The organism is Streptomyces sp. CA-278952, from assembly GCF_028747205.1.
GTDB lineage: Bacteria > Actinomycetota > Actinomycetes > Streptomycetales > Streptomycetaceae > Streptomyces.
Genome location: NZ_CP112880.1, coordinates 822,890 through 847,171, shown reverse-complemented (window position 1 = coordinate 847,171; position 24,282 = coordinate 822,890). Strand labels below are relative to the sequence as shown.

Sequence of the window (24,282 nt, the reverse complement as noted above, 5' to 3'; positions counted from 1 at the left end):
TCTTGCTTGCCGGGGGTGTCCCCCCTGGCCTGCATTGTGCCGGGTGGCCGGGGGCCGTGTCGCGTGACCTCGACGAACACGCCCGGAGCCCCCGCGGCGCGTGCGGGGGCTCCGGGCGGTGCGGGGTCAGCCCTGACCGGTCGCCGAGGCCGGGAACGCCCCTGCGGCGGCGGCCGTGAAGAGGAAGCCGCGTCCCAGTTCGGTGAGCCGCTCCACGCCTTCCGCGCCCAGGTGCTCGTACGGGGCGGTGTCCATGCGGTCCGTCGCCTCCTCGACCTCCTTGCGCAGCGCCGTGCCCGCCTCGGTCAGCGCCAACTCCTCGCCGTCGGCCAGCAGCCCGCGCTCCCGCAGCCGGCCGCACGCCGCCTCCCAGTCGGTGCGCCGCCAGCCCCGGGAGGACAGGATCCAGCGGATCGCCATGCCCTTGCCGGTGGCCGTGTGGCTGACGAGCGACTCCAGCGGGTCCAGGCCGGCCGCGAGGAGGACGGCGAGGTGCGCGTCGCCCCGGTGCTCGCGCAGCAGGGTCGCGGCGTGCCAGAACGCCAGGTGCGGCTCTTCGGGCACCGGCAGATCCGCGTGCGCGGCGTACAGCGGGCGGGCGTGCGGGGTGCAGGCCTCGGTGGCGCGCAGCGCGAGCCGGGCCGCCTCCGCCATCGCGTCGGAGGCTATGAGCTCCTCGCCGAGCAGCCGGCGCAGCGTCGTGTCCGCCGCCCGCAGCCGGGCGCCGAGGACCACGTCGGGGGAGGCGGTCTCCCAGACGGCGGGCACATGGCGGGCCACCAGCTCGGGGTTGAAGTTGTAGAAGGTGGCGCTGACGGTCCCCGCCCCGACCGCGCCGAGTGCGGCGGCCCGGGTCGCGAAGTAGGCGGCGCTCTGGTCCTCGATGCCGATCTTCGCCATCTCCGCGCCCAGGTCGGGGGAGAAGAAGAGGCTGGAGTGCAGGGGGTTGACGGCGTTGTGGCAGCGGCGCTCCGCGCGGGCCGGAAGAATACTCATACCGGAACGTTACCGACTGGTCGGTACGGAGCGGAACCCCGGGGGAGCGGAACGCTCCACCGGACAGAGGACCGCAACAGCCCACGACGGCCCACAACAGCCCACGACGGCCCCACGACAGGCCCGGGGCAGCCCACGACAGGTCCAAGGCAGGTCAGGCGCGGGTCGAGCCGGGGCGATGGCAGGAAAGGTGGGGTATTCGTCATTGTGGCCATCGACGTCCACCGCCCAGGATGGCGGGTGTGAAGCAGCGAACCGTGCTCGTCGTCCTCTTCGACGGCATCCAGAGTCTCGACGCCACCGGCCCGATGGAGGTCTTCGCCGGAGCCTCCCGGGCTCCGGGCGTCTCCTACGACCTGCGGACCGCCTCGCTCGACGGCGGCCCCGTACGCTCCACCAGCGGCCTGACCCTGATGCCCGACAGCAGCCTGGCCGACGCACCCGCACCGCACACCCTGCTGGTGCCCGGCGGGCACGGCACCCGGGGCTCCCACCCGGAGCTGACCGGCTGGCTCCGCGAGCACGCGCCGCGGGCGGAGCGGCTCGTCTCCGTGTGCACGGGCGCGCTGCTGCTGGCCGAGGCGGGCCTGCTGGACGGACACCGGGTCACCACCCACTGGAACCACTGCGAGCAGCTGGCCCGCGACTACCCGGCCGTCCACGTCGATCCCAAACCGATCTTCGTACGGGACGGGCGGCTGGCCACCTCGGCGGGCGTCACCGCTGGCATCGACCTCGCCCTCGCGCTCGTCGAGGAGGACCACGGGCGGGACCTCGCCCTGGACATCGCCCGGCACCTCGTGGTGTTCCTGCGCCGCCCGGGGAACCAGGCGCAGTTCAGTGCCCAGCTCAGCGCCCAGACCGCCCGGCGCGAACCGCTGCGCGAGGTCCAGCACTGGATCACCCAGCACCCCGGCGCCGACCTCGGGGTCGACGCCCTCGCGGCCCGCGCCCGGCTCTCGCCCCGGCACTTCGCCCGTGCCTTCCGGGCGGAGACCGGAACGACCCCGGGGCGGTACGTCGAGCGCGTCCGCCTGGAGCACGCCCGCCGGCTCCTGGAGGACACCGCCGACGGCGTCGAGCGGGTCGCCCGCGCCAGTGGCTACGGCACCCCGGAAGCCATGCGCCGTGCCTTCGTGAAGACCCTCGCGACGGCGCCGGCCGAATACCGCCGCCGCTTCCGCACCCCCGCGTCCAGCAGCTGAACCGCACCGTCCGACCGAGTGACCGTCCGAACCGAGAGGCAGCTCCCGTGCAGATCGCCATCCTGCTCTTCGACCGTTTCACCGCCCTGGACGCGGTGGGCCCGTACGAGATCCTCAGCCGTGCGCCCGGCGCCGAGCCCGTCTTCGTCGCGACACGGACCGGCCCCGTCCGCAATGACAGCGGGAGCCTCGCGCTCGTCGCGGAGAAGACCCTCGCCGAGGTGCCCTCCCCGGACCTGGTGATCGTTCCGGGCGGCCCCGGCCAGAGCGACCAGATGGAGAACGAGGCCCTGCTCGGCTGGCTGCGCTCGGCCGACGCCACCAGCACCTGGACGACCTCCGTCTGCACCGGTTCGCTGCTGCTGGCCGCCGCCGGGCTCCTGAAGGGCAGGCGGGCCACCTCGCACTGGCTGGCGCTGGAGGCGCTGGAGCGGTTCGGCGTCGAGCCCACCGGGGAGCGCGTCGTCCTCGACGGCAAGTACGTCACCGCCGCCGGGGTCTCCTCCGGCATCGACATGGGGCTGACCCTGCTCGGCCGGATCGCGGGCGACGACGTGGCGCGCTCGGTGCAGCTGCTCACGGAGTACGACCCGCAGCCGCCCTACGACTGCGGGTCGCCGGAGAAGGCCCCTGCGGCCCTCGTCGAGGAGTGGCGGGCCAAGAGCCGCCACATCACCCGGTAGGGCCCGCGGTCCAGGTGAACCGGGGCGCGCGCCGCTCCAGGAAGGCGGCGACGCCCTCCGCCGTGTCACCGCTGCCCCGCGCCTCAGCGGCCCAGTGGGCGTCCCGGTCCGTCCGGCCCCCGGCGAACTCCTTGGCGGCGGCCTGGGTGAGCAGGGACCGGGACGCCAGGACCCGTACGTACTCCTCGACCCGCCCGGCCAGGCCGCCCGCGGGCAGCACCTCGTCGACCAGGCCGGTGCGCAGCGCCCGTTCCGTGCCGATCAGCTCGCCGGAGAACAGCAGGTGCTTGGCCGTGGCCGGACCGACGAGGGCGACCAGCCGCCGGGTCGAGGAGGCGGGGTAGACGATGCCGAGCTTGGCCGGGGTGACCCCGAAGGAGGCCCCCTCCTCCGCGAACCGCAGATCGCAGGCGGCGGCGAGCTGGCCGCCGCCCCCCACGCAGTAGCCGCGCACCACGGCCAGCGTCGGCAGGGGGAACGCGGCGAGCGCGTCCTCGGCCGCCACCGCCAGGTCCTGGGCGGTGTCCGCGCCCTCCCGCAGCGTGGAGATGTCGGCGCCGGCGCAGAAGGTGTCCCCGGCTCCGGTCAGCACCAGCGCCCGGACCGCCGGATCGGCCGCGAGCCGCTCCAGCAGCTCCGGCAGACTCCGCCACATCGCGGTGGTCATCGCGTTGCGCTTGGCGGGGTTCGCGATCACGACCGTGGCGACGCCGCGCTCGACGGACGAGATCAGGCGGGGTTCCGTGGGGTCCATGCGCCGGATGCTATCCGGAGGGTTCGAACCTATGATCAAGAAGGGGTCGCCGGGCGGGCACGCCCGTGAGGAGTCGTCGATGAACGAATCCACCGCCGAGGGCCGGAAGCTCAGCCGCAGTTTCGGCCGGCTCGCGCTGCTCGGCACGCTGCTGGTGATCGCGGGCGTCATCGGTCTCGTCCACACCGGCGTCGCCACGCTCACCTCGATGCTGCTCTTCGGCTGGCTGCTGCTCGTCGGCGGCCTGGTCGGGCTGCTGCACGCGATCGAGTCACGCGGTACGAACTACTTCTGGCTGGGCGTGGTGGTCGCGGCCCTCAACATCGCCGCGGGCGTCGTCGTCATCAAGCACCCCGAGGGCACGGCCGAGGCGCTGACCATGTTCGCCGCCCTGCTCTTCCTGACCGGCGGCGTCTTCCGGCTGGTCGGCAGCGTCGTCGTACGCGGCCCGCAGATGGGCTGGACGCTGCTGCAGGGCGCCTTCGGCCTGCTGCTGGGCCTGCTGGTGCTGTTCGACTGGCCGCACAGCAGCCTCTACGTCCTCGGCTGCTTCTTCTCGCTGGCCCTGCTGTTCGACGGGCTCGGCCTGATCGCCATCGGTGTCGGCGGCCGGCGCATCGTCAGCATGGTCTCGGAACGGCTCGATGAAACTGCTCCGACCCCGGACGAGCCGATCACGTCACCAGAAGACGAGCGGAAGTAGTCCCTGGCCCGCCAAGGTCACGCATGTTTGGTCAAATAGCGCCGATACCTGGCTACTTCCGGTCAGTGGCACGGTCCGGACCAGGCCATTCCCAACACTCTTTACTCGACGGTCAGTGCAGTGCGAGTGAGAGCTGGTGCCGGACGATGGAGAGCCTCGGGAGTGCCCCTGCCGACCCCGTGTCGTACGAGGGGGTGTGGCGCTTCACCGCCTTGGCCGTGGACGCGTCCGTGCCGAGCGCCCGGCACGCCGTACGTGACCTCCTGGACCGGCAGGGCGTGCCGATCGAGGACGACATTCTCCAGGGGCTCCTGCTGATCGTCTCGGAGCTGGTCACCAACGCCGTCAAGCACGCGGCGCTCCTCTCGCCCGAGCTGGCCGTCGAGGTGGCCATCGCCGCCGACTGGGTCAGGGTCTCGGTCGAGGACAACCACCCCTACCGCCCCACCGCGCTGGAGACGGACTACGCGCAGACCGGCGGCCGGGGCCTGCTGCTGGTCAAGGTGATCACCGCGGAGGCGGGCGGCACCTGCGACGTCGAGCACACCGCGAGCGGCGGCAAGATCATCTGGGCGGCGCTGCCGTTGAAGACGCAGCTCTGACCGCCCCGTACGGACACGGGCCAGGGTTCACCAGCCCGCGGACGGGCCCGTCAGCTCACGGATCGCCGGCCGTGCCGCGTCCAGCACCGTCATGAACCACGCCGAGAACGGCGCCCGCGCGTGGCGCTCCGCCAGCTCCGCCGCCGTCACGAAGGCCGTCTCCCCGACCTCCTCGGGGTCCGGCTCCGCCGTCGTCTGCGCCATCCCCACGAACAGGTGGTTGAACTCCTGCTCCACCAGCCCCGACACGGGGTCCGGGTGGTTGTAGCGGACCGTTCCGGCCTCCGCCAGCAGCGAGGGGGAGAGCCCCAGCTCCTCGTGCGTACGCCGGGCGGCGGCCGCGAACGGGGCCTCACCCGGATAGGGGTGCCCGCAGCAGGTGTTCGACCAGACACCGGGGGAGTGGTACTTGCCGAGTGCCCGGCGCTGGAGCAGGAGCCGCCCCTGCTCGTCGAAGAGGAACACGGAGAACGCGCGGTGCAGCTGCCCGGGGGCCTGGTGGGCCGCCAGCTTCTCCGCGGTGCCGATCGTGGTGCCGTTCTCGTCGACCAGTTCGAGCATGATCGCTTCTGCGGTGCCGTTCGACGAGCTGTGCGTCGCGGTGGCTGGTGTGGTCGGCATACCCATCCTTCGCTTTGGTCCCCGGCCTCGTGCGCCGGGCCCCTGGAGTCCGGTCAAGTCTGCCGTACAAAAGCCGCTTGTCCGCACTGCGGGTCCGGGCATGTCCGCCCCGCCGCGCCCCGGGAGCGCGGCGGGGCGGACGGAGCGTCAGACCCCGAAGGCCGCCGGATAACGGATCACGCCCGCCGGAACAGGGACGGAATCGTCCAGCACCAGGGCCATCATCGCCCCGTCAGGCACCTCGAAACCCGGCCGGATCCCATAGCGCGAGGCCGGCACGAAACCGAAGCGCGGGTAGTACTCGGGATGACCGAGCACCAGCACCAGCGCCTCACCGCGCACCCGGGCTCCATCCAGCACCGCCCGCACCACGGCCTGCCCCGCACCCTGCCGCTGGTACACGGGAGAGGTGGCCACCGGAGCCAGGGCGAGCGCCGGGGCGTCGCCGACCCGGCAGCGGGTGAGCAGCGCGTACGCCGCCGGGGAACCGTCCGGGGCCTCGGCGATACGGCCGAGCTCCGGCAGCCAGGCCCCGGTGTCGGCCCGTAGGGCGTCCACGAGGTCCGCCTCGCCCCGGGTGGGGAACGCGGCCGTGTTGACCGCGTGCACGGCCGCACGGTCCTCCGGCGTCTCCGGGCGGGTCCTCCACCGCGGATCGGCGGGGCGCAGCACATACGCGGCATAGCCGTACTCCGTGCCGTGGTCCCGCCGCACAGCCAGTTCCTCACGGGTGGCCGCGAGCGCCCACTCCATACCGGGAGCGCCGGGGGCGGTGCTCCCGACCCGTTCGGCGAGCGGTACGTAGTACTCGTCCCAGTCGCTCTCGGGCTGGAGCAGCACGGCGTCGACCGTGCAGCCGGCGGCGACGGCCGCCGCGGTGGTCTCCGGCAGGGTGCGCAGGGAGCCGTTGCGCGCCCAGAAGTCGCGCGCCCCGGCGGACGGCGCGTCCGTGGTCCAGACGCACTCGGAGATCATCATCGCGCCGCCCGGGGCCAGCAGTCGCTGCCAGTCGCGGACGGCGGTGTCGAATCCGATGCAGTACGCGGAGCCCTCGGCCCAGATCAGGTCGAAGGACCCCGCGGGGAACCCAGGCCCGGCGAGGTCGCCCATGTCCGCCCGGACGGTACGGACGCGATCGCCGAGGCCACGGGCCACGGCCGCCTCGCGCAGCTCGTCCAGGAACGGCTGGTGCAGGTCGACCGCGGTCACCTCGGCGCCCGCCTCGGCGGCGAGCAGCAGAGCGGCCCGGCCGGGGCCGCAGCCCAGGTCGAGAACGCGCGGGCGGTCGGGCAGCGGGCCGGCGAGAGCGAGCAGCCGACGCGTGGTCGCGTCGGAGCCGGGGCTCTGCCGGGGAAGACGGTGGTGCAGGGTGAAGAACGCCTCGGTGCGCGAGGCGTCGTCAGTGTGGTCGGTCAACGTGGGAACCCTTGGGTGTGTGGGCTCCGACCCGATCCGGGAAGAAAGTGGACCTAGCCGGAAACCCGGGAGATGAGGAAGGACCGATTGCCGCGCCGGGAAGGCGTCGTCGCGACCGTCATCAACCTCAGCTCCTCTCAAAAAGGGTCCCGGTGTCACCGGGTTCCGCTCCACCGCGAGACTCGAACGTCTCAGCGAAGCCAGCCTAGCACCAGCTCGGCCCGCACCCGGGGCGCCTCAGTGGCAGAGCCGCGCCTCGTGCTCCGCGTGACCGCTCGGCTCCAGCTGGAAGGTGCAGTGCTCCACGTCGAAGTGGTCCCCGAGGCAGCCCTGCAGCTCGTGCAGGACCTTCTCGTGCCCTATCGAGTCGAGCATCTCCTGGCGCACCACCACATGGGCGGAGAGCACCGGCATCCCCGAGGTGATCGTCCAGGCGTGCAGGTCGTGGACGTCCAGGACCCCGGGCAGCTCCGTGATGTGGGCCCGCACCTCCGCCATGTCCACACCCTTGGGCGCCGCCTCCAGGAGCACGTTCAGGGTCTCCCGCAGCAGCTTCACGGTCCGGGGAACGATCATCAGGCCGATCACCAGGGAGGCGATCGGGTCGGCGGGCTGCCAGCCGGTCGCCATGATGACGCCCGCCGAGATGATCACGGCGACCGAGCCCAGGGTGTCGGCCATCACCTCCAGATAGGCGCCCCGCACGTTCAGGCTCTCCTGCTGCCCGCGCATCAGCAGGGAGAGGGAGACGAGGTTGGCCACCAGGCCGACGGCGGCGAACGCGATGGCCAGGCCGCCCTTCGTCTCGGCCGGGGTGATGAACCGCTCGACCGCCTCGAAGACCAGATAGCCGCCGACCCCCAGCAGCAGCAGACAGTTCGCGAGCGCCGCCAGGATCTCCGCGCGGGCGAAGCCGAAGGTGCGGTTCGGCCCGGCCGGACGGTTGGCGAAGTGGATGGCGAGCAGCGCCATCCCGAGCCCCAGGGCGTCGGTGGCCATGTGGGCGGCGTCCGCGATCAGGGCCAGCGAGTCGGAGAGCACCCCGCCGACGATCTCCATGACCATCACGCTCAGCGTGATCCCCAGGGCCACCCGGAGCCTGCCCCGGTACGCGGCGGCCGCCGTGCCCGTCGGGGGCGGTCCGCCGTGTGTATGCCCGTGATCGTGTCCAGCCCCCATGCGAAACGCCTCCAGGTCCCTGCGACGCGCCGGGGCGAAACCGCCCCGACGGGGCCAGTGAACTACGGGTGGGGGGTATCGGGCAACACGGCACTGAACACCGTTGTCATCTGCTCTGACCTGCGGAAACGTTCCGCAGGTCAGAGTGTTGACACGATCGCCGGCGCCACCCGTGACCGACTACGAACGCGCCTCGGGGTGGCGCAGGCACCAGCCCTCCCAGGCCGACTCCACCATCTCGCGGACGCTCCGCCGCGCCGTCCAGCCCAGCTCCTCGGTGATCCGCGCGGACGACGCCACCGCCGTCGGCGCGTCACCGGCCCGGCGCGGCTCGACCACCGGCTTCAGGCCGTGGCCCGTCACCTCGCCGATCACCCCGGCCAGCTCCCGGACCGAGACGCCCTCGCCCCGGCCGACGTTGAGCGTCAGCTCACCGGCGCCCGCCCCGTCCAGCCGCCGGGCGACGGCGAGATGCGCCTCCGCCAGATCGGCCACATGGATGTAGTCACGGACACAGGTGCCGTCCGGCGTCGGGTAGTCGTCACCGAAGATCCGCGGGGCCTCGCCGCGCGTCAGCCGCTCGAACATCATCGGCACGATGTTGAAGACCCCGGTGTCCGCGAGTTCCGGTGCGGCGGCGCCCGCCACGTTGAAGTACCGCAGACAGGCGGTCGAGAGCCCGTGGGCCTTCCCGGTGGCCCGCACCAGCCACTCACCGGTGAGCTTGGTCTCGCCGTACGGGTTGATCGGGAGACAGGGCGTCTCCTCCGTGATGAGGTCCACGTCCGGTACGCCGTAGACGGCCGCCGAGGACGAGAAGAGGAAGCGCGGCACCCCCGCCGCGACCACGGCCTCCAGCAGCACGGCCAGTCCGGCCACGTTCTCCCGGTAGTACAGCAGCGGCTTCTCCACGGACTCGCCGACCTGCTTCTTCGCCGCGAGATGCACCACACCGCTCACCGCGTGGCCGGCCAGCACCCGGTCCAGCAGGGCCCGGTCGGAGGCCGAGCCCTCCACCAGCGTGACGGCGTCCGGCAGCCGGTCCACGATGCCGCTGGAGCGGTCGTCGAGCACCACGACCCGCTCTCCCGCCGCGACCATGGCCCGCGCCACGTGTGCCCCGATGTATCCCGCCCCGCCTGTGATCAGCCATGTCATGAGCGCCAGCCTAAGCCGCCCGCCCGCGCGGGCCGACCGGCGGTTTGTGGGCCGGGCCCCCGATCGATGATGATGATCGCCAACGCCGCCCCGGCCCGCGGGTCCACCCGTACAGCGCGCAAACGGGCGGTGAACTCGGTCTTCCGTTCATCCGATAGCCTCAGCCGACACGCCGCCGGCCCGCCTCGTGGCCGTGCCGCCGTGTGTCGTCCACGTCAGTGCCAAGGAGTGAGTTCGTCTGTCGACCGCCATTCTCACCGGTACGCCGGTACCCGGGTCGTCGCTCGCGGACGATCTGCGGTCCCTGGGCTTCGACGTGCAGACCGCCGCCGACGCCGCTGACGCCGCGGCCCTCCTCGCCGCCGTCCCGGCAGGCCGCCGGGTCGCCCTCGTCGACCCGCGCTTCGTGGGGCACGTCCACGCGCTGCGGCTCGGGCTGACCGACCCGCGCTTCCCCGCCGCCACCGTCCCCGGCGCGCTCACCGCCCAGCCCCAGGCGCGTGGAGCCCTGCTGCGCGCCCTGGACCGCACCGCCGCCGCGGTCGGCGCGGGCGCCCCGGTCGTCGAGCCGACGGCCGACCCCGCGCCCGAGGACCGCACCGTCCCCGGCCGGATCGCCGTCGCGCTGGAGGCCGAGGGCACCCCCGTACAGCGCCCCGCCCTGGGCTCGCTCGTCGCGGCCGTCCCCACGGACCCGGAGCAGCGGGCCGCCGCCGAGGCGGGCCTCGCCGCGGTCGACGACGAGGCGGTACGGCTGCGCAACGCGGTGAAGGCCCACGACGGGTTCTTCACCACGTACTGCATCAGCCCCTACTCCCGCTACATCGCCCGCTGGTGCGCCCGCCGCAACCTCACCCCGAACCAGGTCACCACCGCCTCGCTGATCACCGCGCTCATCGCGGCGGGCGCGGCGGCCACCGGCACCCGGGGCGGCTACGTCGCCGCCGGGATCCTGCTCCTGGTCTCCTTCGTCCTGGACTGCACGGACGGGCAGCTCGCCCGCTACTCGCTGCGGTACTCGACGATGGGCGCCTGGCTGGACGCCACCTTCGACCGGGCCAAGGAGTACGCCTACTACGCCGGGCTCGCCATCGGCGCCGTACGCGGCGGCGACGACGTGTGGGTCCTGGCGCTCGGCGCGATGGTCCTCCAGGCCTGCCGCCATGTCGTGGACTTCTCGTTCAACGAGGCCAACCACGACGCGGTCGCCAACACCAGCCCCACCGCAGCCCTCTCCGACAAGCTCGACAGCGTCGGCTGGACGGTCTGGGTGCGGCGGATGATCGTGCTGCCGATCGGCGAGCGCTGGGCCATGATCGCCGTGCTCACCGCGCTCACGACCCCGCGCATCGTCTTCTATGCTCTGCTCGTCGGCTGCTCCCTGGCCGCCTGCTACACCACGGCCGGCCGGCTGCTGCGCTCGCTGACCCGCAGGGCCGGCCGCACCGACCGCGCCGCGCGGGCACTCGCGGACCTCGCCGACTCGGGGCCCCTCGCCCAGGGCGTCGCGAGGGTCGCGCCGGGCCTCCGGGGAGCGTTCACGGCCCCGGCCGTCGCCCTGCTCGGCACACTCGTCATGATCGGCGGCGCCCTCCTCCTCCCGTACGGCAGCTGGCTCACCGTCGCCGCGGCGGCGGTGTACGTGGTCCTCTCCGGCCTCGCCGTCGCCCGCCCGCTCAAGGGCGCGCTGGACTGGCTCGCGCCGCCGTTCTTCCGGGCCGCGGAGTACGTCACGATCCTGGTGCTGGCGGCCCGCAGCGACGCCCCCCACGCCGTTCCTGCGGCCTTCGGGCTCGTCTCGGCCGTCGCCTACCATCACTACGACACGGTGTACCGCATTCGCGGAGGCACCGGCGCGCCGCCCCAGTGGCTGGTGCGGACGGTCGGTGGACACGAGGGCCGCACCGCGCTGGTGGCCGTCCTCGCCGCCCTACTCACCCACACCTCAGGTTTCACCACGGCCCTGACCGCGCTCGCGGTCGCCGTGGCTCTGGTGGTGCTCGTGGAGTCCATCCGCTTCTGGGTGTCCTCCTCGGCCCCCGCCGTACACGACGAAGGAGAACTCGCATGATCGGCCTCGTACTGGCAGCCGGTGCAGGACGACGTCTGCGCCCCTACACGGACACGCTTCCCAAGGCGCTCGTCCCTGTCGACGGCGACAAGACGGTCCTCGACCTCACGCTCGCCAACTTCGCGGCGGTCGGGCTCACCGAGGTCGCGATCGTCGTCGGCTACCGCAAGGAGGCCGTCTACGCCCGCAAGGCCGAGCTGGAGGCGACGTACGGCGTCACCCTCACGCTCATCGACAACGACAAGGCCGAGGAGTGGAACAACGCCTACTCCCTCTGGTGCGCCCGTGACGTCCTCAAGCGCGGCGTGATCCTCGCCAACGGCGACACCGTGCACCCGGTCTCCGTCGAGAAGACCCTCCTGGACGCCCGCGGCAAGGGCCGGAAGATCATCCTCGCCCTGGACACCGAGAAGGTCCTCGCCGACGAGGAGATGAAGGTCATCACGGAGGAGGGCAAGGGCGTCCAGCGCATCACGAAGCTGATGGACCCGGCCACCGCGACCGGCGAGTACATCGGCGTCACCCTCATCGAGGCCGAGGCCGCCGAGGAGCTGGCGGACGCGCTGAAGACCACCTTCGAGCGCGACCCCGACCTCTACTACGAGGACGGCTACCAGGAGCTGGTCAACCGCGGCTTCACCGTCGACGTGGCCCCCATCGGCACCGTGACCTGGGTCGAGATCGACAACCACGACGACCTCGAGAAGGGCCGTGAGATCGCGTGCCAGTACTGACCCGGCTCATTCCGTCCCCGGTCGTCGTCGACATCCGGCGCGGCGCCATGGACGATCTGGCGGGTCTCCTGGCCGATCAGCGCATCTCCTCCTCGGGCAAGCTCGCCATCGCGATCAGCGACGGCTCCGGGCGCGCCCTGCGGGAGAGGCTCGCCCCGGTCCTGCCGGGAGCCGACTGGTATCCGGTGTCCGACGGAACGATCGACTCGGCGGTGAAGCTCGCCGACGGCATCAAGGGCAACCGGTACGACGCCGTCGTCGGCCTCGGCGGCGGCAAGATCATCGACGTGGCGAAGTACGCCGCGGCGCGGGTCGGGCTGCCCATGGTCGCCGTCGCGACGAACCTCTCGCACGACGGACTCTGCTCGCCGGTCGCGACGCTCGACAACGACAACGGGCGCGGCTCCTACGGGGTCCCCACCCCGATCGCCGTGGTCATCGACCTCGACGTGATCCGTGAGGCGCCCGCCCGCTACGTCCGTTCCGGCATCGGCGACGCGATCTCGAACATCTCCTGCGTCGCCGACTGGGAGCTGGCCCACGAGGTCAACGACGAGGAGATCGACGGCCTGGCGGCCGCGATGGCCCGCCAGGCGGGCGAGGCCGTACTGCGCCACCCCGGCGGGGTCGGCGACGACGCCTTCCTCAAGGTGCTGGCCGAGGGGCTCGTGCTCACCGGCATCTCGATGTCGGTCGCGGGCGACTCGCGTCCGGCGTCCGGCGCCTGCCACGAGATCAACCACGCCTTCGACCTGCTCTACCCCCAGCGCGCGGCCAGCCACGGCGAGCAGGTCGGCCTCGGCGCCTGCTTCGCCATGCATCTGCGCGGTGCCCGCCAGGAGTCGCTCCTGATGGCATCGATACTGCGCCGCCACGGTCTGCCGGTCCTGCCGGAGGAGATCGGGTTCAGCGTCGACGAGTTCGTGAAGGCCGTCGACTACGCGCCGCAGACGCGTCCGGGACGCTTCACCATCCTGGAGCACCTCAACCTGTCCACCGACCAGATCAGGGACGCGTACGCCGACTATGCGACGACCATCAGTAGCTGAACTCCGTCCGGTCGTTCACCCCCCGGGGGTGAAGGACCGGCGCAGCGGCGAGCACTGGGCCGGGCGCATGTACATGCGCGAGGTCTCGCTGCGCGTGGACCGCTACCTGGTCAACACCCGCGTCTCGCCGAACCAGGTCACGTACGTGATGACGCTGGCCGGCGCCCTGGCCGCCCCGGCGCTGCTGGTGCCCGGCATCTGGGGCGCGGTGCTCGGCGTGGTGATGGTCCAGCTCTACCTGCTGTTCGACTGCGTGGACGGCGAGCTGGCCCGCTGGAAGAAGCAGTACTCGCTCAGCGGGGTCTACCTGGACAGGGTCGCCGCCTATCTCTGCGACGCGGCGGTACTCGTCGGCCTCGGCCTGCGGGCCGCCGACATCTGGGGCGAGGGCCGGATCGACTGGCTCTGGGCCTTCCTCGGAACCCTCGCCGCACTCGGCGCGATCCTCATCAAGGCCGAGACGGACCTGGTCGGCGTGGCCCGCCACCAGGGCGGGCTGCCACCGGTCAAGGAGGCGGCGTCCGAGCCGCGCTCCTCCGGCATGGCGCTGGCGCGCCGGGCGGCCGGGGCGCTCAAGTTCCACCGGCTGATCCTCGGGATCGAGGCCTCGCTGGTGATCCTCGTGGTGGCCGTGGTCGACGCGATCGGGGGCGACCTCTTCTACACCCGTCTGACCGTCGCGGTGATGGCCGGCATCGCACTGCTGCAGACCCTGCTGCACCTGGTGTCCGTCCTGGCGTCCAGCAGGCTGAAGTGACCTTTCCCATGAAACTGGGCGCGGTGGTCATCACCATGGGCAACCGCCCGGACGAGCTCCGCGCCCTCCTCGATTCGGTCACCGCCCAGCACGGTGACCGGATCGAGGTCGTGGTGGTCGGCAACGGAGCCCCGGTCCCCGACGTACCCGCCGGGGTACGCACGGTGGAACTGCCCGAGAACCTGGGCATCCCCGGCGGCCGCAACGTCGGCATCGAGGCGTTCGGCCCCCGCGGGGCGGACGTGGACGCGCTGCTCTTCCTGGACGACGACGGGCTGCTTCCGAACCGCGACACCGCCGAGCTGTGCCGACAGGCATTCGCGGCGGACCCGAAGCTCGGGATCGTCACCTTCCGGATCACCGACCCGGACACGGGCGCCACCCAGCGGCGGCACGTGCCCCGGCTGCGGGCCGCCGACCCGATGCGCTCCTCGCGCGTGACCACGTTCCTGGGCGGCGCCAACGCCGTACGCACCCGGGTCATCGCCGAGGTCGGTCCACTGCCGGAGGACTTCTTCTACGCCCACGAGGAGACGGACCTCGCCTGGCGGGCGCTGGACGCGGGGTGGATGATCGACTACCGCGCGGACATGGTGCTGCACCACCCCACCACCGCCCCGTCCCGGCACGCGGTCTACCACCGCATGGTCGCCCGCAACCGGGTCTGGCTCGCCCGCCGGAACCTGCCCGCCCCCCTGGTCCCCCTCTACCTGGGGGTCTGGCTGCTGCTGACCCTGGTCAGACGTCCCTCGGCGCCCGCGCTGAAGGCGTGGTTCGGCGGATTCGGGGAGGGCTGGAGGACCCCCTGCGGGCCCCGGCGGCCGATGAAGTGGCGTACGGTGTGGCGGCTGACGAGGCTGGGCCGACCTCCGGTCATCTGAGAGGCTTTCCTCTGAGAGCATGAGGCGTATTTTCTTTCCGGAACCTGTCCGCCTGAGCCGCGCCCGCGACTGGCTGCGCGTGAAGACGAGAGTTTCAAACTTGTGAGTGACACGACCCACGACGGTGGGGTAGCCCTCGGGACCCCGCCGTCCGCCGACGAGGGCCTCGACGCGGCCCAGCTGGCCGCCAAGTACGGCCTGACCGTGAGCGGCGCCAGGCCGGGGCTGATCGCGTACATGCGACAGCTCTGGGGACGACGCCACTTCATCCTGGCCTTCTCCCGGGCGAAACTGACCGCGCAGTACAGCCAGGCCAAACTGGGCCAGCTGTGGCAAGTGGTCACACCCCTGCTGAACGCCGCGGTCTATTACCTGATCTTCGGGCTGATCCTGGGGACCAGGGAGGGAATCTCCCACGACGTCTTCGTACCGTTCCTGGTCACCGGCGTCTTCGTCTTCACCTTCACCCAGAGCTCGGTGATGGCGGGCGTCCGCTCGATCTCCGGCAACCTCGGACTGGTCCGGGCCCTCCACTTCCCCAGAGCCTCACTGCCCATCTCCTTCTCGCTCCAGCAGCTCCAGCAGCTGCTGTTCTCGATGATCGTGCTGATCGCGGTCGCCGTCATCTTCGGCAGCTACCCCTCGCTGTCGTGGCTGCTGGTGATCCCCGCCCTGATTCTCCAGTTCTTCTTCAACACGGGCCTGGCCCTCGTCATGGCGCGGCTCGGCTCCAAGACCCCCGACCTCGCGCAGTTGATGCCGTTCGTCATGCGGACCTGGATGTACGCCTCGGGCGTCATGTTCTCCATCCCGGTGATGCTCAAGGACAAGCCGGCCTGGATCGCGGACGTGCTGCAGTACAACCCGGCGGCGATCTACATGGACCTGGTCCGCTTCGCGCTGATCGACGGATACGGCTCCGAGAACCTGCCGGACCACGTCTGGGCCGTCGGCGTCGGCTGGGCCGTGCTGCTGGGCGTCGTGGGATTCGTGTACTTCTGGAAGGCAGAGGAACGGTACGGCCGTGGCTGAGGACAACGCACAGGGGCGCATCCCCACGGTGATCGCCGACGACGTGCACATCGTGTACCGGGTCAACGGCACGGGCGGCGGACGGGGCAGCGCCACCGCCGCGCTGAGCCGCATGATGCGGCGGGGCAAGAGCGAGCCGCGCGGCGTCCGGAAGGTGCACGCCGTGCGCGGTGTCTCCTTCACCGCCTACCGCGGCGAGGCCATCGGCCTCATCGGCACCAACGGCTCCGGCAAGTCGACGCTGCTGCGCGCCATCGCCGGCCTGCTGCCGACCGAATCCGGCCAGGTGTACACGGACGGTCAGCCCTCGCTGCTCGGGGTGAACGCCGCGCTGATGAGCGATCTGACCGGTGAGCGCAACGTCGTGCTCGGCGGCCTGGCGATGGGCATGAGCCAGGAGGAGATCCGTCAGCGCTACGAGGACATCGTGGAGTTCTCCGGCATCAACGAGAAGGGTGACTTCATCACCCTGCCGATGCGGACGTACTCCTCCGGCATGGCGGCGCGGCTGCGCTTCTCGATCGCCGCCGCCAAGAACCACGACGTCCTCATGATCGACGAGGCGCTGGCCACCGGTGACCGCAAGTTCCGCGTCCGCTCCGAGGAGCGGATCCGCGAGCTGCGCAAGGAAGCGGGCACCGTCTTCCTGGTCAGCCACAACAACAAGTCGATCAGGGACACCTGCGACCGCGCGCTGTGGCTGGAGAAGGGCGAACTCCTGATGGACGGCCCCACCGAGGAAGTCCTCAAGGCGTACGAGCGCGAAACGGGCAAGTAGCCCGAACGTTCGCCGCGGCCCCCGCCGGACCGGTCCGGCGGGGGCCGCGTGGTGCCCGGCGCCGTGCGGACCCTCCGCGGTAGGGCCCAGGGGCGTGCGGACCCTCCGCAGTAGGGCCCGGGGGCGATCTCCTCCCGGCGGATGACGTCAATTCCGCCACGCGCGGGGAAGGTTGACAGGAACGGCCGGGAAGCGGCGGTGGGCCCTCCACCCCGCCGACCCCCTGTGAGCTGTACAACGTAAGCTGTAGCGGTGCTGATTCATGGCAAGTAGGGCGATACGCCCCGGCACCGGCCACTCTGCCGCAGTGCACTCGGAAGGCCGAGCGGCGTGTCCGAAAAGGGTTGTTTTGGGTCAGCAGTGTAGAACGGGAGATGTGACGGCAATGACGGAAGATCTCCAGCTCCGGCGTGGTCTCGCCGTCCCCGCGCCGGGCGGTCCGCAGTGACCTCGACCCCCGCGCCGCGCATCGGTGACGCCACCCTCAGAAAGGCCGCGGACGAGAACTTCCCCGTGGCGCCGTTCTTCCTGCCCCGCGCCTGGCGCGACGACCTGATGGCGGTCTACGGCTTCGCCCGGCTCGTCGACGACATCGGCGACGGCGACCTGGCCCCCGGCGGCGCCGACGCCCGCCGGCTCGGCCTGGAGCCGGAGCAGAGCGATGACCGCCTCGCCATGCTGGACGCCTTCGAGACCGACCTCCACCGGGTCTTCGCCACCACCGGCGAGGAGCCGCACCACCCGCTGCTGCGCAACCTGCGCCCCACCGTGCGGCGCCGGGCGCTCACCCCCGAGCCCTTCCTCGGCCTCATCGAGGCCAACCGCCAGGACCAGAAGATCCGCCGCTACGGCACCTACGCCGATCTCGCCGCCTACTGCGAGCTCTCGGCCAACCCGGTCGGCCGCCTGGTCCTCGCCCTCACCGGCACCGCGAGCCCGGAACGCGTCCGCCGCTCCGACGCGGTCTGCACCGCGCTCCAGATCGTCGAGCATCTGCAGGACGTGGCCGAGGACCTGGAACGCGACCGGATCTATCTGCCCGCCGAGGACATGGAACGCTTCCGGGTCACCGAATCCGACCTGGCCGCACCCTCCGCCGGAGCCTCGGTGCGCGCCCTGATCGCGTACGAGGCCGAGCGCGCGCGCGAGCTGCTGGACGAAGGCCCCCCGCTGGTGGGCAGCGTCAACGGCAGACTCAAGCTGCTCCTCGCCGGATTCGTCGGGGGCGGACGCAGCGCGCTCACGGCGATCTCGGCCGCCGGGTTCGACGTACTGCCCGGACCGCCCAAGCCCACCAAGCCCAGCCTGCTGCGCGAAGTGGGAATCGTCTTGCGAAGAGCGCGTGGAGAGAGGTGAGCCGGACCGTGGAGGGACAGACGACGTACATGTCGCCGCCGGTGCAGGCCGCATACAGTTACTGCGAGGCCGTCACCGGACAGCAGGCCCGGAACTTCGCCTACGGCATCAGGCTGCTGCCGTACGAGAAGCGGCAGGCCATGTCGGCGCTGTACGCCTTCTCCCGTCGTGTCGACGACATCGGCGACGGGGAGCTGGACCCGGAGACCAAGCGGACCCGGCTGGAGAGCACCCGCGAACTGCTGGAGCGGATCCGCAAGGACGCGGTCGACGAGGACGACACCGACCCGGTGGCCGTCGCGCTCGCCGACGCCGCCCAGCGGTTCCCGCTGCCGCTCGGCGGGCTCGACGAGCTCATCGACGGCGTCCTGATGGACGTCCGGGGCGCGACCTACGAGACCTGGGACGACCTGAAGGCCTACTGCCGGTGCGTCGCCGGAGCCATCGGACGCCTCAGCCTCGGCGTCTTCGGCACCGCACCCGGCGCCCGCGGGGCCGAGCGCGCCGCGGAGTACGCCGACACCCTCGGCCTCGCCCTCCAGCTCACCAACATCCTCCGCGACGTCCGCGAGGACGCCGGCAACGGGCGCACCTACCTGCCCGCCGACGACCTGGCCAAATTCGGCTGCTCCGCCGGCTTCCACCGGACCACCCCGCCCCCCGGATCCGACTTCGCGGGCCTCATCCACTTCGAGGTCCGCCGCGCCCGCGCCCTGTTCGCCGAGGGCTACCGGCTGCTGCCGATGCTCGACCGCCGCAGCGGCGCCTGCGTCGCGGCGATGGCCGGAATCTACCGCCGCCTCCTCGACCGGATCGAGCGCGACCCCGAGGCCGTGCTGCGCGGACGGGTCTCGCTGCCCGGCCACGAGAAGGCCTACGTCGCGGTGCGCGGCCTGTCGGGACTCGACGCCCGCCACATCTCGAAGCTCACCGCCAGGGGGCGAGCCTGATGCGTCTTCGCGGCTCCGGCTCCCGGGCAACCCTCCAGTGGCCCGACGCGTCACTGACTGCGACGATCTCCAGGGTGAGGACCCGGCGATGCGCACCGGCCCGGCGGGAGGGGCACGCATGAACGACGACAGCCCACGCCCCGTCGCCGTCGTCGTCGGCGGCGGACTCGCCGGCGTCACGGCGGCACTCCGCCTCGCCGACGCCGGACTCGAGGTGACCCTCCTGGAAGGGCGGCCCCGCCTCGGCGGCCTCGCCTTCTCCTTCCAGCGCGGCGACCTCACCGTCGACAACGGCCAGCACGTCTACCTGCGCTGCTGCACCGGCTACCGCTGGTTCCTCGACCGGATCGACGCCGCCCACCTGGCACCGGTCCAGGACCGCCTCGACGTGCCCGTGCTGGATGTCGGCCGGGCCGCGGGACCGCGCCTGGGACGGCTGCGGCGCACCGGTCTGCCCGTACCGCTGCACCTCGCCGGCGGACTCGCCGCCTATCCCCACCTCTCGCTCGCCGAGAAGGCGGGCGTGGGCCGCGCCGCCCTCGCGCTCGGCCGCCTGGACCCCGCCGACCCCGAGCTGGACCGCGTCGACTTCGCGACCTGGCTGCGACGGCACGGCCAGTCGGAGCGCGCCATCGAGGCCCTCTGGGACCTTGTCGGCGTCGCCACGCTCAACGCCACCGCCCCCAACGCCTCCATGGCGCTCGCGGCGAAGGTCTTCAAGACCGGCCTGCTCTCCGAGCCCGGCGCCGCCGACATCGGCTGGGCCACCGTGCCGCTCGGCGAGCTGCACGACACCCTCGCCCGCAAGGCCCTGGACACCGCGGGCGTCCGCACCGAACTGCGCGCCAAGGCCGGCTCCCTCACCCGCACCGAGGACGGCCGCTGGAACGTCGAGACGGCGGGGGAGCGGATCACCGCCGACACCGTCGTCCTGGCCGTGCCGCAGACCGAGACCCACGACCTGCTGCCCGCGGGCGCGCTGGACGAACCGGACCTGCTGCTCGACATCGCATGCGCGCCCATCCTGAACGTGCACGTGATCTACGACCGCAAGGTGCTGCGCAGGCCGTTCTTCGCCGCGATCGGCTCCCCGGTCCAGTGGGTCTTCGACCGCACCCACTCCTCCGGGCTGACGGGCCCCGGGCAGTATCTGGCGGTCTCGCAGTCGGCCGCCCAGGACGAGATCGACCTGCCCGTCGCCGAACTGCGCTCCCGCTACCTGCCCGAGCTGGAACGGCTGCTCCCCGCCGCCCGCGGCGCGGGCATCCGCGACTTCTTCGTCACCCGGGAGCGCACCGCCACCTTCGCGCCCGCCCCGGGCGTCGGGCGGCTGCGCCCCGGCCCCCGCACCCGGCTGTCCGGTCTTCAGCTGGCGGGGGCCTGGACCGACACCGGCTGGCCCGCGACGATGGAGGGCGCCGTGCGCAGCGGCGCCGGCGCCGCCGACGCGGCGCTCCACGACCTCGGCCGTCCCCCAGGACATCCGCTGCAGGAGGCGGCATGAGCAGTACCACCGGAACAAGAGGAGAGTCTGTGACCCCGGCGAATCCGGCTTTCGACACCGTGGCGGACACCGCGGACGTCACCGCGCTTCTGGAGCGCGGACGAGCCCTGTCAGCGCCGGTCCTGCGGGCTGCCGTCGGCCGGCTCGCGCCGCCCATGGACACCGTCGCCGCCTACCACTTCGGCTGGATCGACGCCGAGGGGCAGCCCTCGGACGGCGACGGCGGCAAGGCCGTGCGCCCCGCGCTCGCCCTGCTGTCCGCCGAGGCGGCGGGGGCCCCCGCCGAGGCCGGCATCCCCGGCGCCGTGGCCGTCGAACTCGTGCACAACTTCTCGCTGCTGCACGACGACCTGATGGACGGCGACGAGCAGCGCCGCCACCGCGACACCGTCTGGAAGGTCCACGGCCCCGCCCAGGCGATCCTGGTCGGCGACGCGCTCTTCGCGCTCGCCTACGACCTGCTGCTGGAGCTCGGCACCGTCGAGGCGGGCCGCGCGGCCCGCCGGCTGACCACCGCCACCCGCAAGCTCATCGACGGGCAGGCCCAGGACATCTCCTACGAGCACCGCGAGCGGGTCACCGTCGAGGAGTGCCTGGAGATGGAGGGCAACAAGACCGGCGCCCTGCTGGCCTGCGCCGTCTCCATCGGCGCGGTGCTCGGCGGCGCCGACGACCGCACCGCCGACACCCTGGAGGCGTACGGCTACCACCTCGGCCTCGCCTTCCAGGCCGTCGACGACCTCCTCGGCATCTGGGGCGACCCGGAGGCCACCGGCAAGCAGACCTGGAGCGACCTGCGCCAGCGCAAGAAGTCCCTGCCCGTCGTCGCGGCGCTCGCCGCGGGCGGCGAGGCCTCCGACCGGCTGGGCGAACTGCTCGCCGCCGACGCCAAGAGCAACGACTTCGACAGCTTCTCCGAAGAGGAGTTCGCCGCCCGCGCGGCCCTCATCGAGGAGGCGGGCGGCCGCGAGTGGACCGCTCAGGAAGCTCGTCGTCAGCACGGAATCGCCATCGAGGCGCTGCACGCCGTCGACATGCCCCACCGGGTGAGGGAACAGCTCACCGAGCTTGCCGACTTCGTGGTGGTACGAAAGAGATGACAACGCTTCGCATATGACTCGCAGTCGCCGGCCGGCGCCCCTCACCGGGCGCCGGCCGACGGTGACCCCAGCACAGCAGAGAACCGACTGCACGTAAGGGGAAGCTCATGACAGCGACGACCGACGGATCGACCGGGACCGCGAACCCCGAGGCCCCGGCCCACGATCCGACCGACACGACAGCCGCCGCGGACGACGTGACCGTCGCCGCGCGTCGGGCCGCGGAACGCTCGGTGGAGCACCTCCTCGGCAGACAGGACGAGCAGGGCTGGTGGAAGGGCGACCTCGCCACCAACGTCACGATGGACGCCGAGGACCTGCTCCTGCGTCAGTTCCTCTCCATCCAGGACCCGGAGACCACCCGGGCGGCCGCCCTCTTCATCCGTGGCGAACAGCTCGGCGACGGCACCTGGAACACCTTCTACGGCGGACCGGGCGACCTCTCCGCCACGATCGAGGCGTACGTCGCGCTGCGGCTGGCCGGGGACCGCCCCGACGAGCCGCACATGGCCCGCGCCTCCGGCTGGATCAGGGAACAGGGCGGCATCGCGGCCGCCCGCGTCTTCACCCGCATCTGGCTGGCGCTGTTCGGCTGGTGGAAGTGGGACGACCTCCCCGAGCTGCCGCCCGAGCTGATGTTCTTCCCCAAGTGGGTCCCGCTCAACATCTACGACTTCGGCTGCTGGGCCCGGCAGACCATCGTGCCGCTCACCATCGTCTCCGCCAAACGCCCGGTGCGCCCGGCTCCCTTCGCCCTGGACGAACTGCACACCGATCGGGGCCACCCCAACCCGCCCAGGAAGCTTGCCCCGCCCGCCAGTTGGGACGGAATCTTCCAGCGCCTCGACAGAGGGCTGCACCTCTACCACAAGGTCGCCCCGCGCCCACTGCGCCGCATCGCGATGAACCTGGCCGCCCGCTGGATCATCGAGCGCCAGGAGAACGACGGTTGCTGGGGCGGGATCCAGCCGCCCGCCGTCTACTCCGTCATCGCCCTGCACCTGCTGGGTTACGACCTCGACCACCCGGTGATGAAGGCGGGCCTGGCCTCGCTCGACCGGTTCGCCGTCCGGCGCGAGGACGGCGCCCGCATGGTCGAGGCCTGCCAGTCGCCCGTCTGGGACACCTGCCTCGCCACCATCGCCCTGGCCGACGCCGGGCTGAGACCCGACCACCCCGCCCTGGTGAAGGCCGCCGACTGGATGCTGGCCGAGGAGATCACCAGACCCGGCGACTGGTCGGTGCGGAAGCCCGGACTCGCCCCAGGAGGCTGGGCGTTCGAGTTCCACAACGACAACTACCCGGACATCGACGACACCGCGGAAGTCGTCCTGGCGCTGCGCCGGGTGCGCCACCCCGACCCCGCCCGTATGCAGGCGGCCATCGACCGCGGGGTCCGCTGGAGCCTCGGGATGCAGTCCCGCAACGGTGCCTGGGGCGCGTTCGACGCCGACAACACCAGCCCCTTCCCCAACCGTCTGCCCTTCTGCGACTTCGGCGAGGTCATCGACCCGCCGTCGGCCGACGTCACCGGCCATGTCGTGGAGATGCTCGCCGTCGAAGGGCTCGCGAGCCACCCCCGTACCCGCGAGGGCATCGAGTGGCTGCTCGCCGAACAGGAGCCGTGCGGGGCCTGGTTCGGCCGCTGGGGCGTCAACTACGTATACGGCACCGGGTCCGTGGTGCCCGCCCTGATCACGGCCGGACTGCCCGCCGGGCATCCCGCGATCCGCCGGGCCGTCGCCTGGCTGGAGTCCGTCCAGAACGACGACGGCGGCTGGGGCGAGGACCTGCGCTCCTACCAGGAGGAGAAGTGGATCGGACACGGTGAGTCCACGGCCTCCCAGACCGCCTGGGCGCTGTTGGCGCTCCTCGCCGCCGGCCGGCGCAACACCCGCCCGGTCGCCCGCGGCGTCATCTGGCTGACCGAGACGCAGCAGGCCGACGGCTCCTGGGACGAGCCGTATTTCACCGGGACCGGCTTCCCCTGGGACTTCTCCATCAACTACCACCTCTACCGGCAGGTCTTCCCTCTCACCGCACTCGGGCGCTATGTGTACGGCGACCCGTTCGCCGACCGCGCGACCGCCGCCGAGGGGGCCTGATGGGCGATCCGAGACGGCAGGGGAGTCCCGCGACGCCCCTGCTGGTCGCCTGCGCCCTCGGCATCGAGCAGGTGGCTCTGCGCAGCGGCAGGGGCACCCCGGGCCCGGTCCGGGTCCTGCGCACCGGCATGGGGCCCCGGGCGGCGGAGGCGGCCGTGGCGCGGCTCCTGGGCCCCGGGGGGATTTCCGACGCCGCAGTGATCGCCTCCGGCTTCTGCGCCGGCCTCGCCCCGGGGATGCACCCGGGGGACCTCGTCGTCGCCGAGGAGACCCGGGACGCGGACGGCATCACCCCCTGCACGGGCACCGGCGTCCTGGTCGCCGCGCTCGCCAGGGCCGTTCCGGGCCGCAGGATCCACACCGGCCCGCTCACCGGCTCCGACCACGTCGTACGGGGCTCCGAGCGGGCCGCGCTGCGGGCGGGCGGTGCCATCGCGGTGGACATGGAGTCCGCCGCGACACTGCGTACCGCCCTGTGCCACGGGCCCCGCCCGGTTGCGGCCGTCCGGGTGGTCGTGGACGCTCCCGAGCATGAGCTCGTCCGTATCGGCACGGTACGCGGTGGAATATCGGCGTTCCGCGTTCTCCGTGCCGTCCTTCCGGCTTTCTACGAATGGCACCGATCCTTAACGCTCCCCAGGAGGTGAG

23 protein-coding genes are annotated in these 24,282 nt (G+C 72.2%); 17 read left to right on the top strand and 6 right to left on the bottom strand.

Features of this window, described 5'->3' with window-relative positions; all coding sequences use genetic code 11:
- Nucleotides 1–126: 126 nt before the first annotated feature.
- The gene (locus N7925_RS03650; protein ID WP_265598060.1) at nucleotides 127–996 is read right to left on the bottom strand and encodes an SCO6745 family protein; all 870 of its coding nucleotides are present in this window, start codon (nucleotides 994–996) and stop codon (nucleotides 127–129) included.
- A 242-nt stretch (nucleotides 997–1,238) separates the two neighbouring features.
- On the opposite strand from N7925_RS03650, the gene N7925_RS03645 reads away from it, so the two are divergent.
- Both N7925_RS03645 and N7925_RS03640 read left to right on the top strand, forming a co-directional pair.
- Nucleotides 1,239–2,201 carry a GlxA family transcriptional regulator gene (locus tag N7925_RS03645; RefSeq protein WP_443032109.1) on the top strand — a complete coding sequence of 321 codons (963 nt, stop codon included), beginning with the start codon at nucleotides 1,239–1,241 and terminating at the stop codon, nucleotides 2,199–2,201.
- A gap of 47 nt (nucleotides 2,202–2,248) precedes the next feature.
- Nucleotides 2,249–2,884 (top strand): DJ-1/PfpI family protein, encoded by a 636-nt coding sequence (locus N7925_RS03640; protein WP_274343006.1) that lies wholly within the window; start codon nucleotides 2,249–2,251, stop codon nucleotides 2,882–2,884.
- Here the strand turns inward: N7925_RS03640 and N7925_RS03635 are convergent.
- The gene (locus N7925_RS03635) at nucleotides 2,874–3,638 is read right to left on the bottom strand and encodes an enoyl-CoA hydratase/isomerase family protein (protein ID WP_274343005.1); all 765 of its coding nucleotides are present in this window, start codon (nucleotides 3,636–3,638) and stop codon (nucleotides 2,874–2,876) included. The two genes, N7925_RS03640 and N7925_RS03635, sit on opposite strands and share 11 nt — an antisense overlap.
- A 79-nt stretch (nucleotides 3,639–3,717) precedes the next feature.
- On the opposite strand from N7925_RS03635, the gene N7925_RS03630 reads away from it, so the two are divergent.
- The gene (locus N7925_RS03630) at nucleotides 3,718–4,341 is read left to right on the top strand and encodes an HdeD family acid-resistance protein (protein WP_274343004.1); all 624 of its coding nucleotides are present in this window, start codon (nucleotides 3,718–3,720) and stop codon (nucleotides 4,339–4,341) included.
- Between the two features lie 146 nt (nucleotides 4,342–4,487).
- Nucleotides 4,488–4,943 (top strand): ATP-binding protein, encoded by a 456-nt coding sequence (locus N7925_RS03625; protein ID WP_265598055.1) that lies wholly within the window; start codon nucleotides 4,488–4,490, stop codon nucleotides 4,941–4,943.
- A gap of 27 nt (nucleotides 4,944–4,970) precedes the next feature.
- Here the strand turns inward: N7925_RS03625 and idi are convergent, their stop codons facing one another.
- The 4 genes from idi to galE all read right to left on the bottom strand — a co-directional run bounded on the left by idi (nucleotide 4,971) and on the right by galE (nucleotide 9,317).
- Entirely contained in the window at nucleotides 4,971–5,564 is a 594-nt protein-coding gene (idi, locus tag N7925_RS03620) for an isopentenyl-diphosphate Delta-isomerase (protein ID WP_274343003.1), read from the bottom strand.
- 147 nt (nucleotides 5,565–5,711) lie between these two features.
- Nucleotides 5,712–6,980 carry a bifunctional class I SAM-dependent methyltransferase/N-acetyltransferase gene (locus N7925_RS03615; RefSeq protein ID WP_274343002.1) on the bottom strand — a complete coding sequence of 423 codons (1,269 nt, stop codon included), beginning with the start codon at nucleotides 6,978–6,980 and terminating at the stop codon, nucleotides 5,712–5,714.
- Between the two features lie 237 nt (nucleotides 6,981–7,217).
- Nucleotides 7,218–8,159, bottom strand: coding sequence for a cation diffusion facilitator family transporter (locus tag N7925_RS03610; protein ID WP_265598052.1), 942 nt, complete (start codon nucleotides 8,157–8,159; stop codon nucleotides 7,218–7,220).
- A 180-nt stretch (nucleotides 8,160–8,339) separates the two neighbouring features.
- On the bottom strand, nucleotides 8,340–9,317 hold the full coding sequence (gene galE, locus N7925_RS03605; RefSeq protein ID WP_274343001.1) for a UDP-glucose 4-epimerase GalE: 978 nt from the start codon (nucleotides 9,315–9,317) through the stop codon (nucleotides 8,340–8,342).
- 316 nt (nucleotides 9,318–9,633) lie between these two features.
- Here galE and N7925_RS03600 point away from each other — a divergent pair, with 316 nt between their 5' ends.
- From N7925_RS03600 to N7925_RS03540, 13 genes are all read left to right on the top strand, one after another.
- Nucleotides 9,634–11,388 carry a DUF5941 domain-containing protein gene (locus N7925_RS03600; RefSeq protein WP_265598050.1) on the top strand — a complete coding sequence of 585 codons (1,755 nt, stop codon included), beginning with the start codon at nucleotides 9,634–9,636 and terminating at the stop codon, nucleotides 11,386–11,388.
- Nucleotides 11,385–12,122 (top strand): phosphocholine cytidylyltransferase family protein, encoded by a 738-nt coding sequence (locus N7925_RS03595; RefSeq protein ID WP_265598049.1) that lies wholly within the window; start codon nucleotides 11,385–11,387, stop codon nucleotides 12,120–12,122. The genes N7925_RS03600 and N7925_RS03595 overlap by 4 nt, the downstream gene beginning before the upstream one ends.
- On the top strand, nucleotides 12,110–13,171 hold the full coding sequence (locus N7925_RS03590; protein ID WP_265598048.1) for an iron-containing alcohol dehydrogenase family protein: 1,062 nt from the start codon (nucleotides 12,110–12,112) through the stop codon (nucleotides 13,169–13,171). Before N7925_RS03595 ends, N7925_RS03590 begins: the two co-directional genes overlap by 13 nt.
- Nucleotides 13,149–13,928, top strand: coding sequence for a CDP-alcohol phosphatidyltransferase family protein (locus N7925_RS03585; protein WP_265598047.1), 780 nt, complete (start codon nucleotides 13,149–13,151; stop codon nucleotides 13,926–13,928). Before N7925_RS03590 ends, N7925_RS03585 begins: the two co-directional genes overlap by 23 nt.
- A gap of 8 nt (nucleotides 13,929–13,936) precedes the next feature.
- Nucleotides 13,937–14,809, top strand: coding sequence for a glycosyltransferase family 2 protein (locus N7925_RS03580; protein WP_265603740.1), 873 nt, complete (start codon nucleotides 13,937–13,939; stop codon nucleotides 14,807–14,809).
- Between the two features lie 102 nt (nucleotides 14,810–14,911).
- Entirely contained in the window at nucleotides 14,912–15,841 is a 930-nt protein-coding gene (locus tag N7925_RS03575; protein WP_265598046.1) for an ABC transporter permease, read from the top strand.
- Entirely contained in the window at nucleotides 15,834–16,619 is a 786-nt protein-coding gene (locus N7925_RS03570) for an ABC transporter ATP-binding protein (protein ID WP_265598045.1), read from the top strand. Before N7925_RS03575 ends, N7925_RS03570 begins: the two co-directional genes overlap by 8 nt.
- 444 nt (nucleotides 16,620–17,063) lie before the next feature.
- Nucleotides 17,064–17,975 carry a squalene synthase HpnC gene (gene hpnC, locus N7925_RS03565; RefSeq protein ID WP_274343000.1) on the top strand — a complete coding sequence of 304 codons (912 nt, stop codon included), beginning with the start codon at nucleotides 17,064–17,066 and terminating at the stop codon, nucleotides 17,973–17,975.
- Between the two features lie 29 nt (nucleotides 17,976–18,004).
- Nucleotides 18,005–18,925 carry a presqualene diphosphate synthase HpnD gene (gene hpnD / locus N7925_RS03560; protein ID WP_416222971.1) on the top strand — a complete coding sequence of 307 codons (921 nt, stop codon included), beginning with the start codon at nucleotides 18,005–18,007 and terminating at the stop codon, nucleotides 18,923–18,925.
- Nucleotides 18,926–19,043: 118 nt separating this feature from the next.
- Nucleotides 19,044–20,429, top strand: coding sequence for a hydroxysqualene dehydroxylase HpnE (gene hpnE, locus N7925_RS03555; RefSeq protein WP_274342999.1), 1,386 nt, complete (start codon nucleotides 19,044–19,046; stop codon nucleotides 20,427–20,429).
- Nucleotides 20,426–21,529 (top strand): polyprenyl synthetase family protein, encoded by a 1,104-nt coding sequence (locus N7925_RS03550; protein ID WP_265598041.1) that lies wholly within the window; start codon nucleotides 20,426–20,428, stop codon nucleotides 21,527–21,529. The genes hpnE and N7925_RS03550 overlap by 4 nt, the downstream gene beginning before the upstream one ends.
- A gap of 107 nt (nucleotides 21,530–21,636) precedes the next feature.
- Nucleotides 21,637–23,634 (top strand): squalene--hopene cyclase, encoded by a 1,998-nt coding sequence (gene shc / locus N7925_RS03545; RefSeq protein ID WP_274342998.1) that lies wholly within the window; start codon nucleotides 21,637–21,639, stop codon nucleotides 23,632–23,634.
- Complete coding sequence (locus N7925_RS03540; protein ID WP_265598039.1) at nucleotides 23,634–24,281, top strand: phosphorylase family protein; 648 nt, start codon at nucleotides 23,634–23,636, stop codon at nucleotides 24,279–24,281. Before shc ends, N7925_RS03540 begins: the two co-directional genes overlap by 1 nt.
- The last annotated feature ends 1 nt before the right edge of the window (nucleotide 24,282 follow it).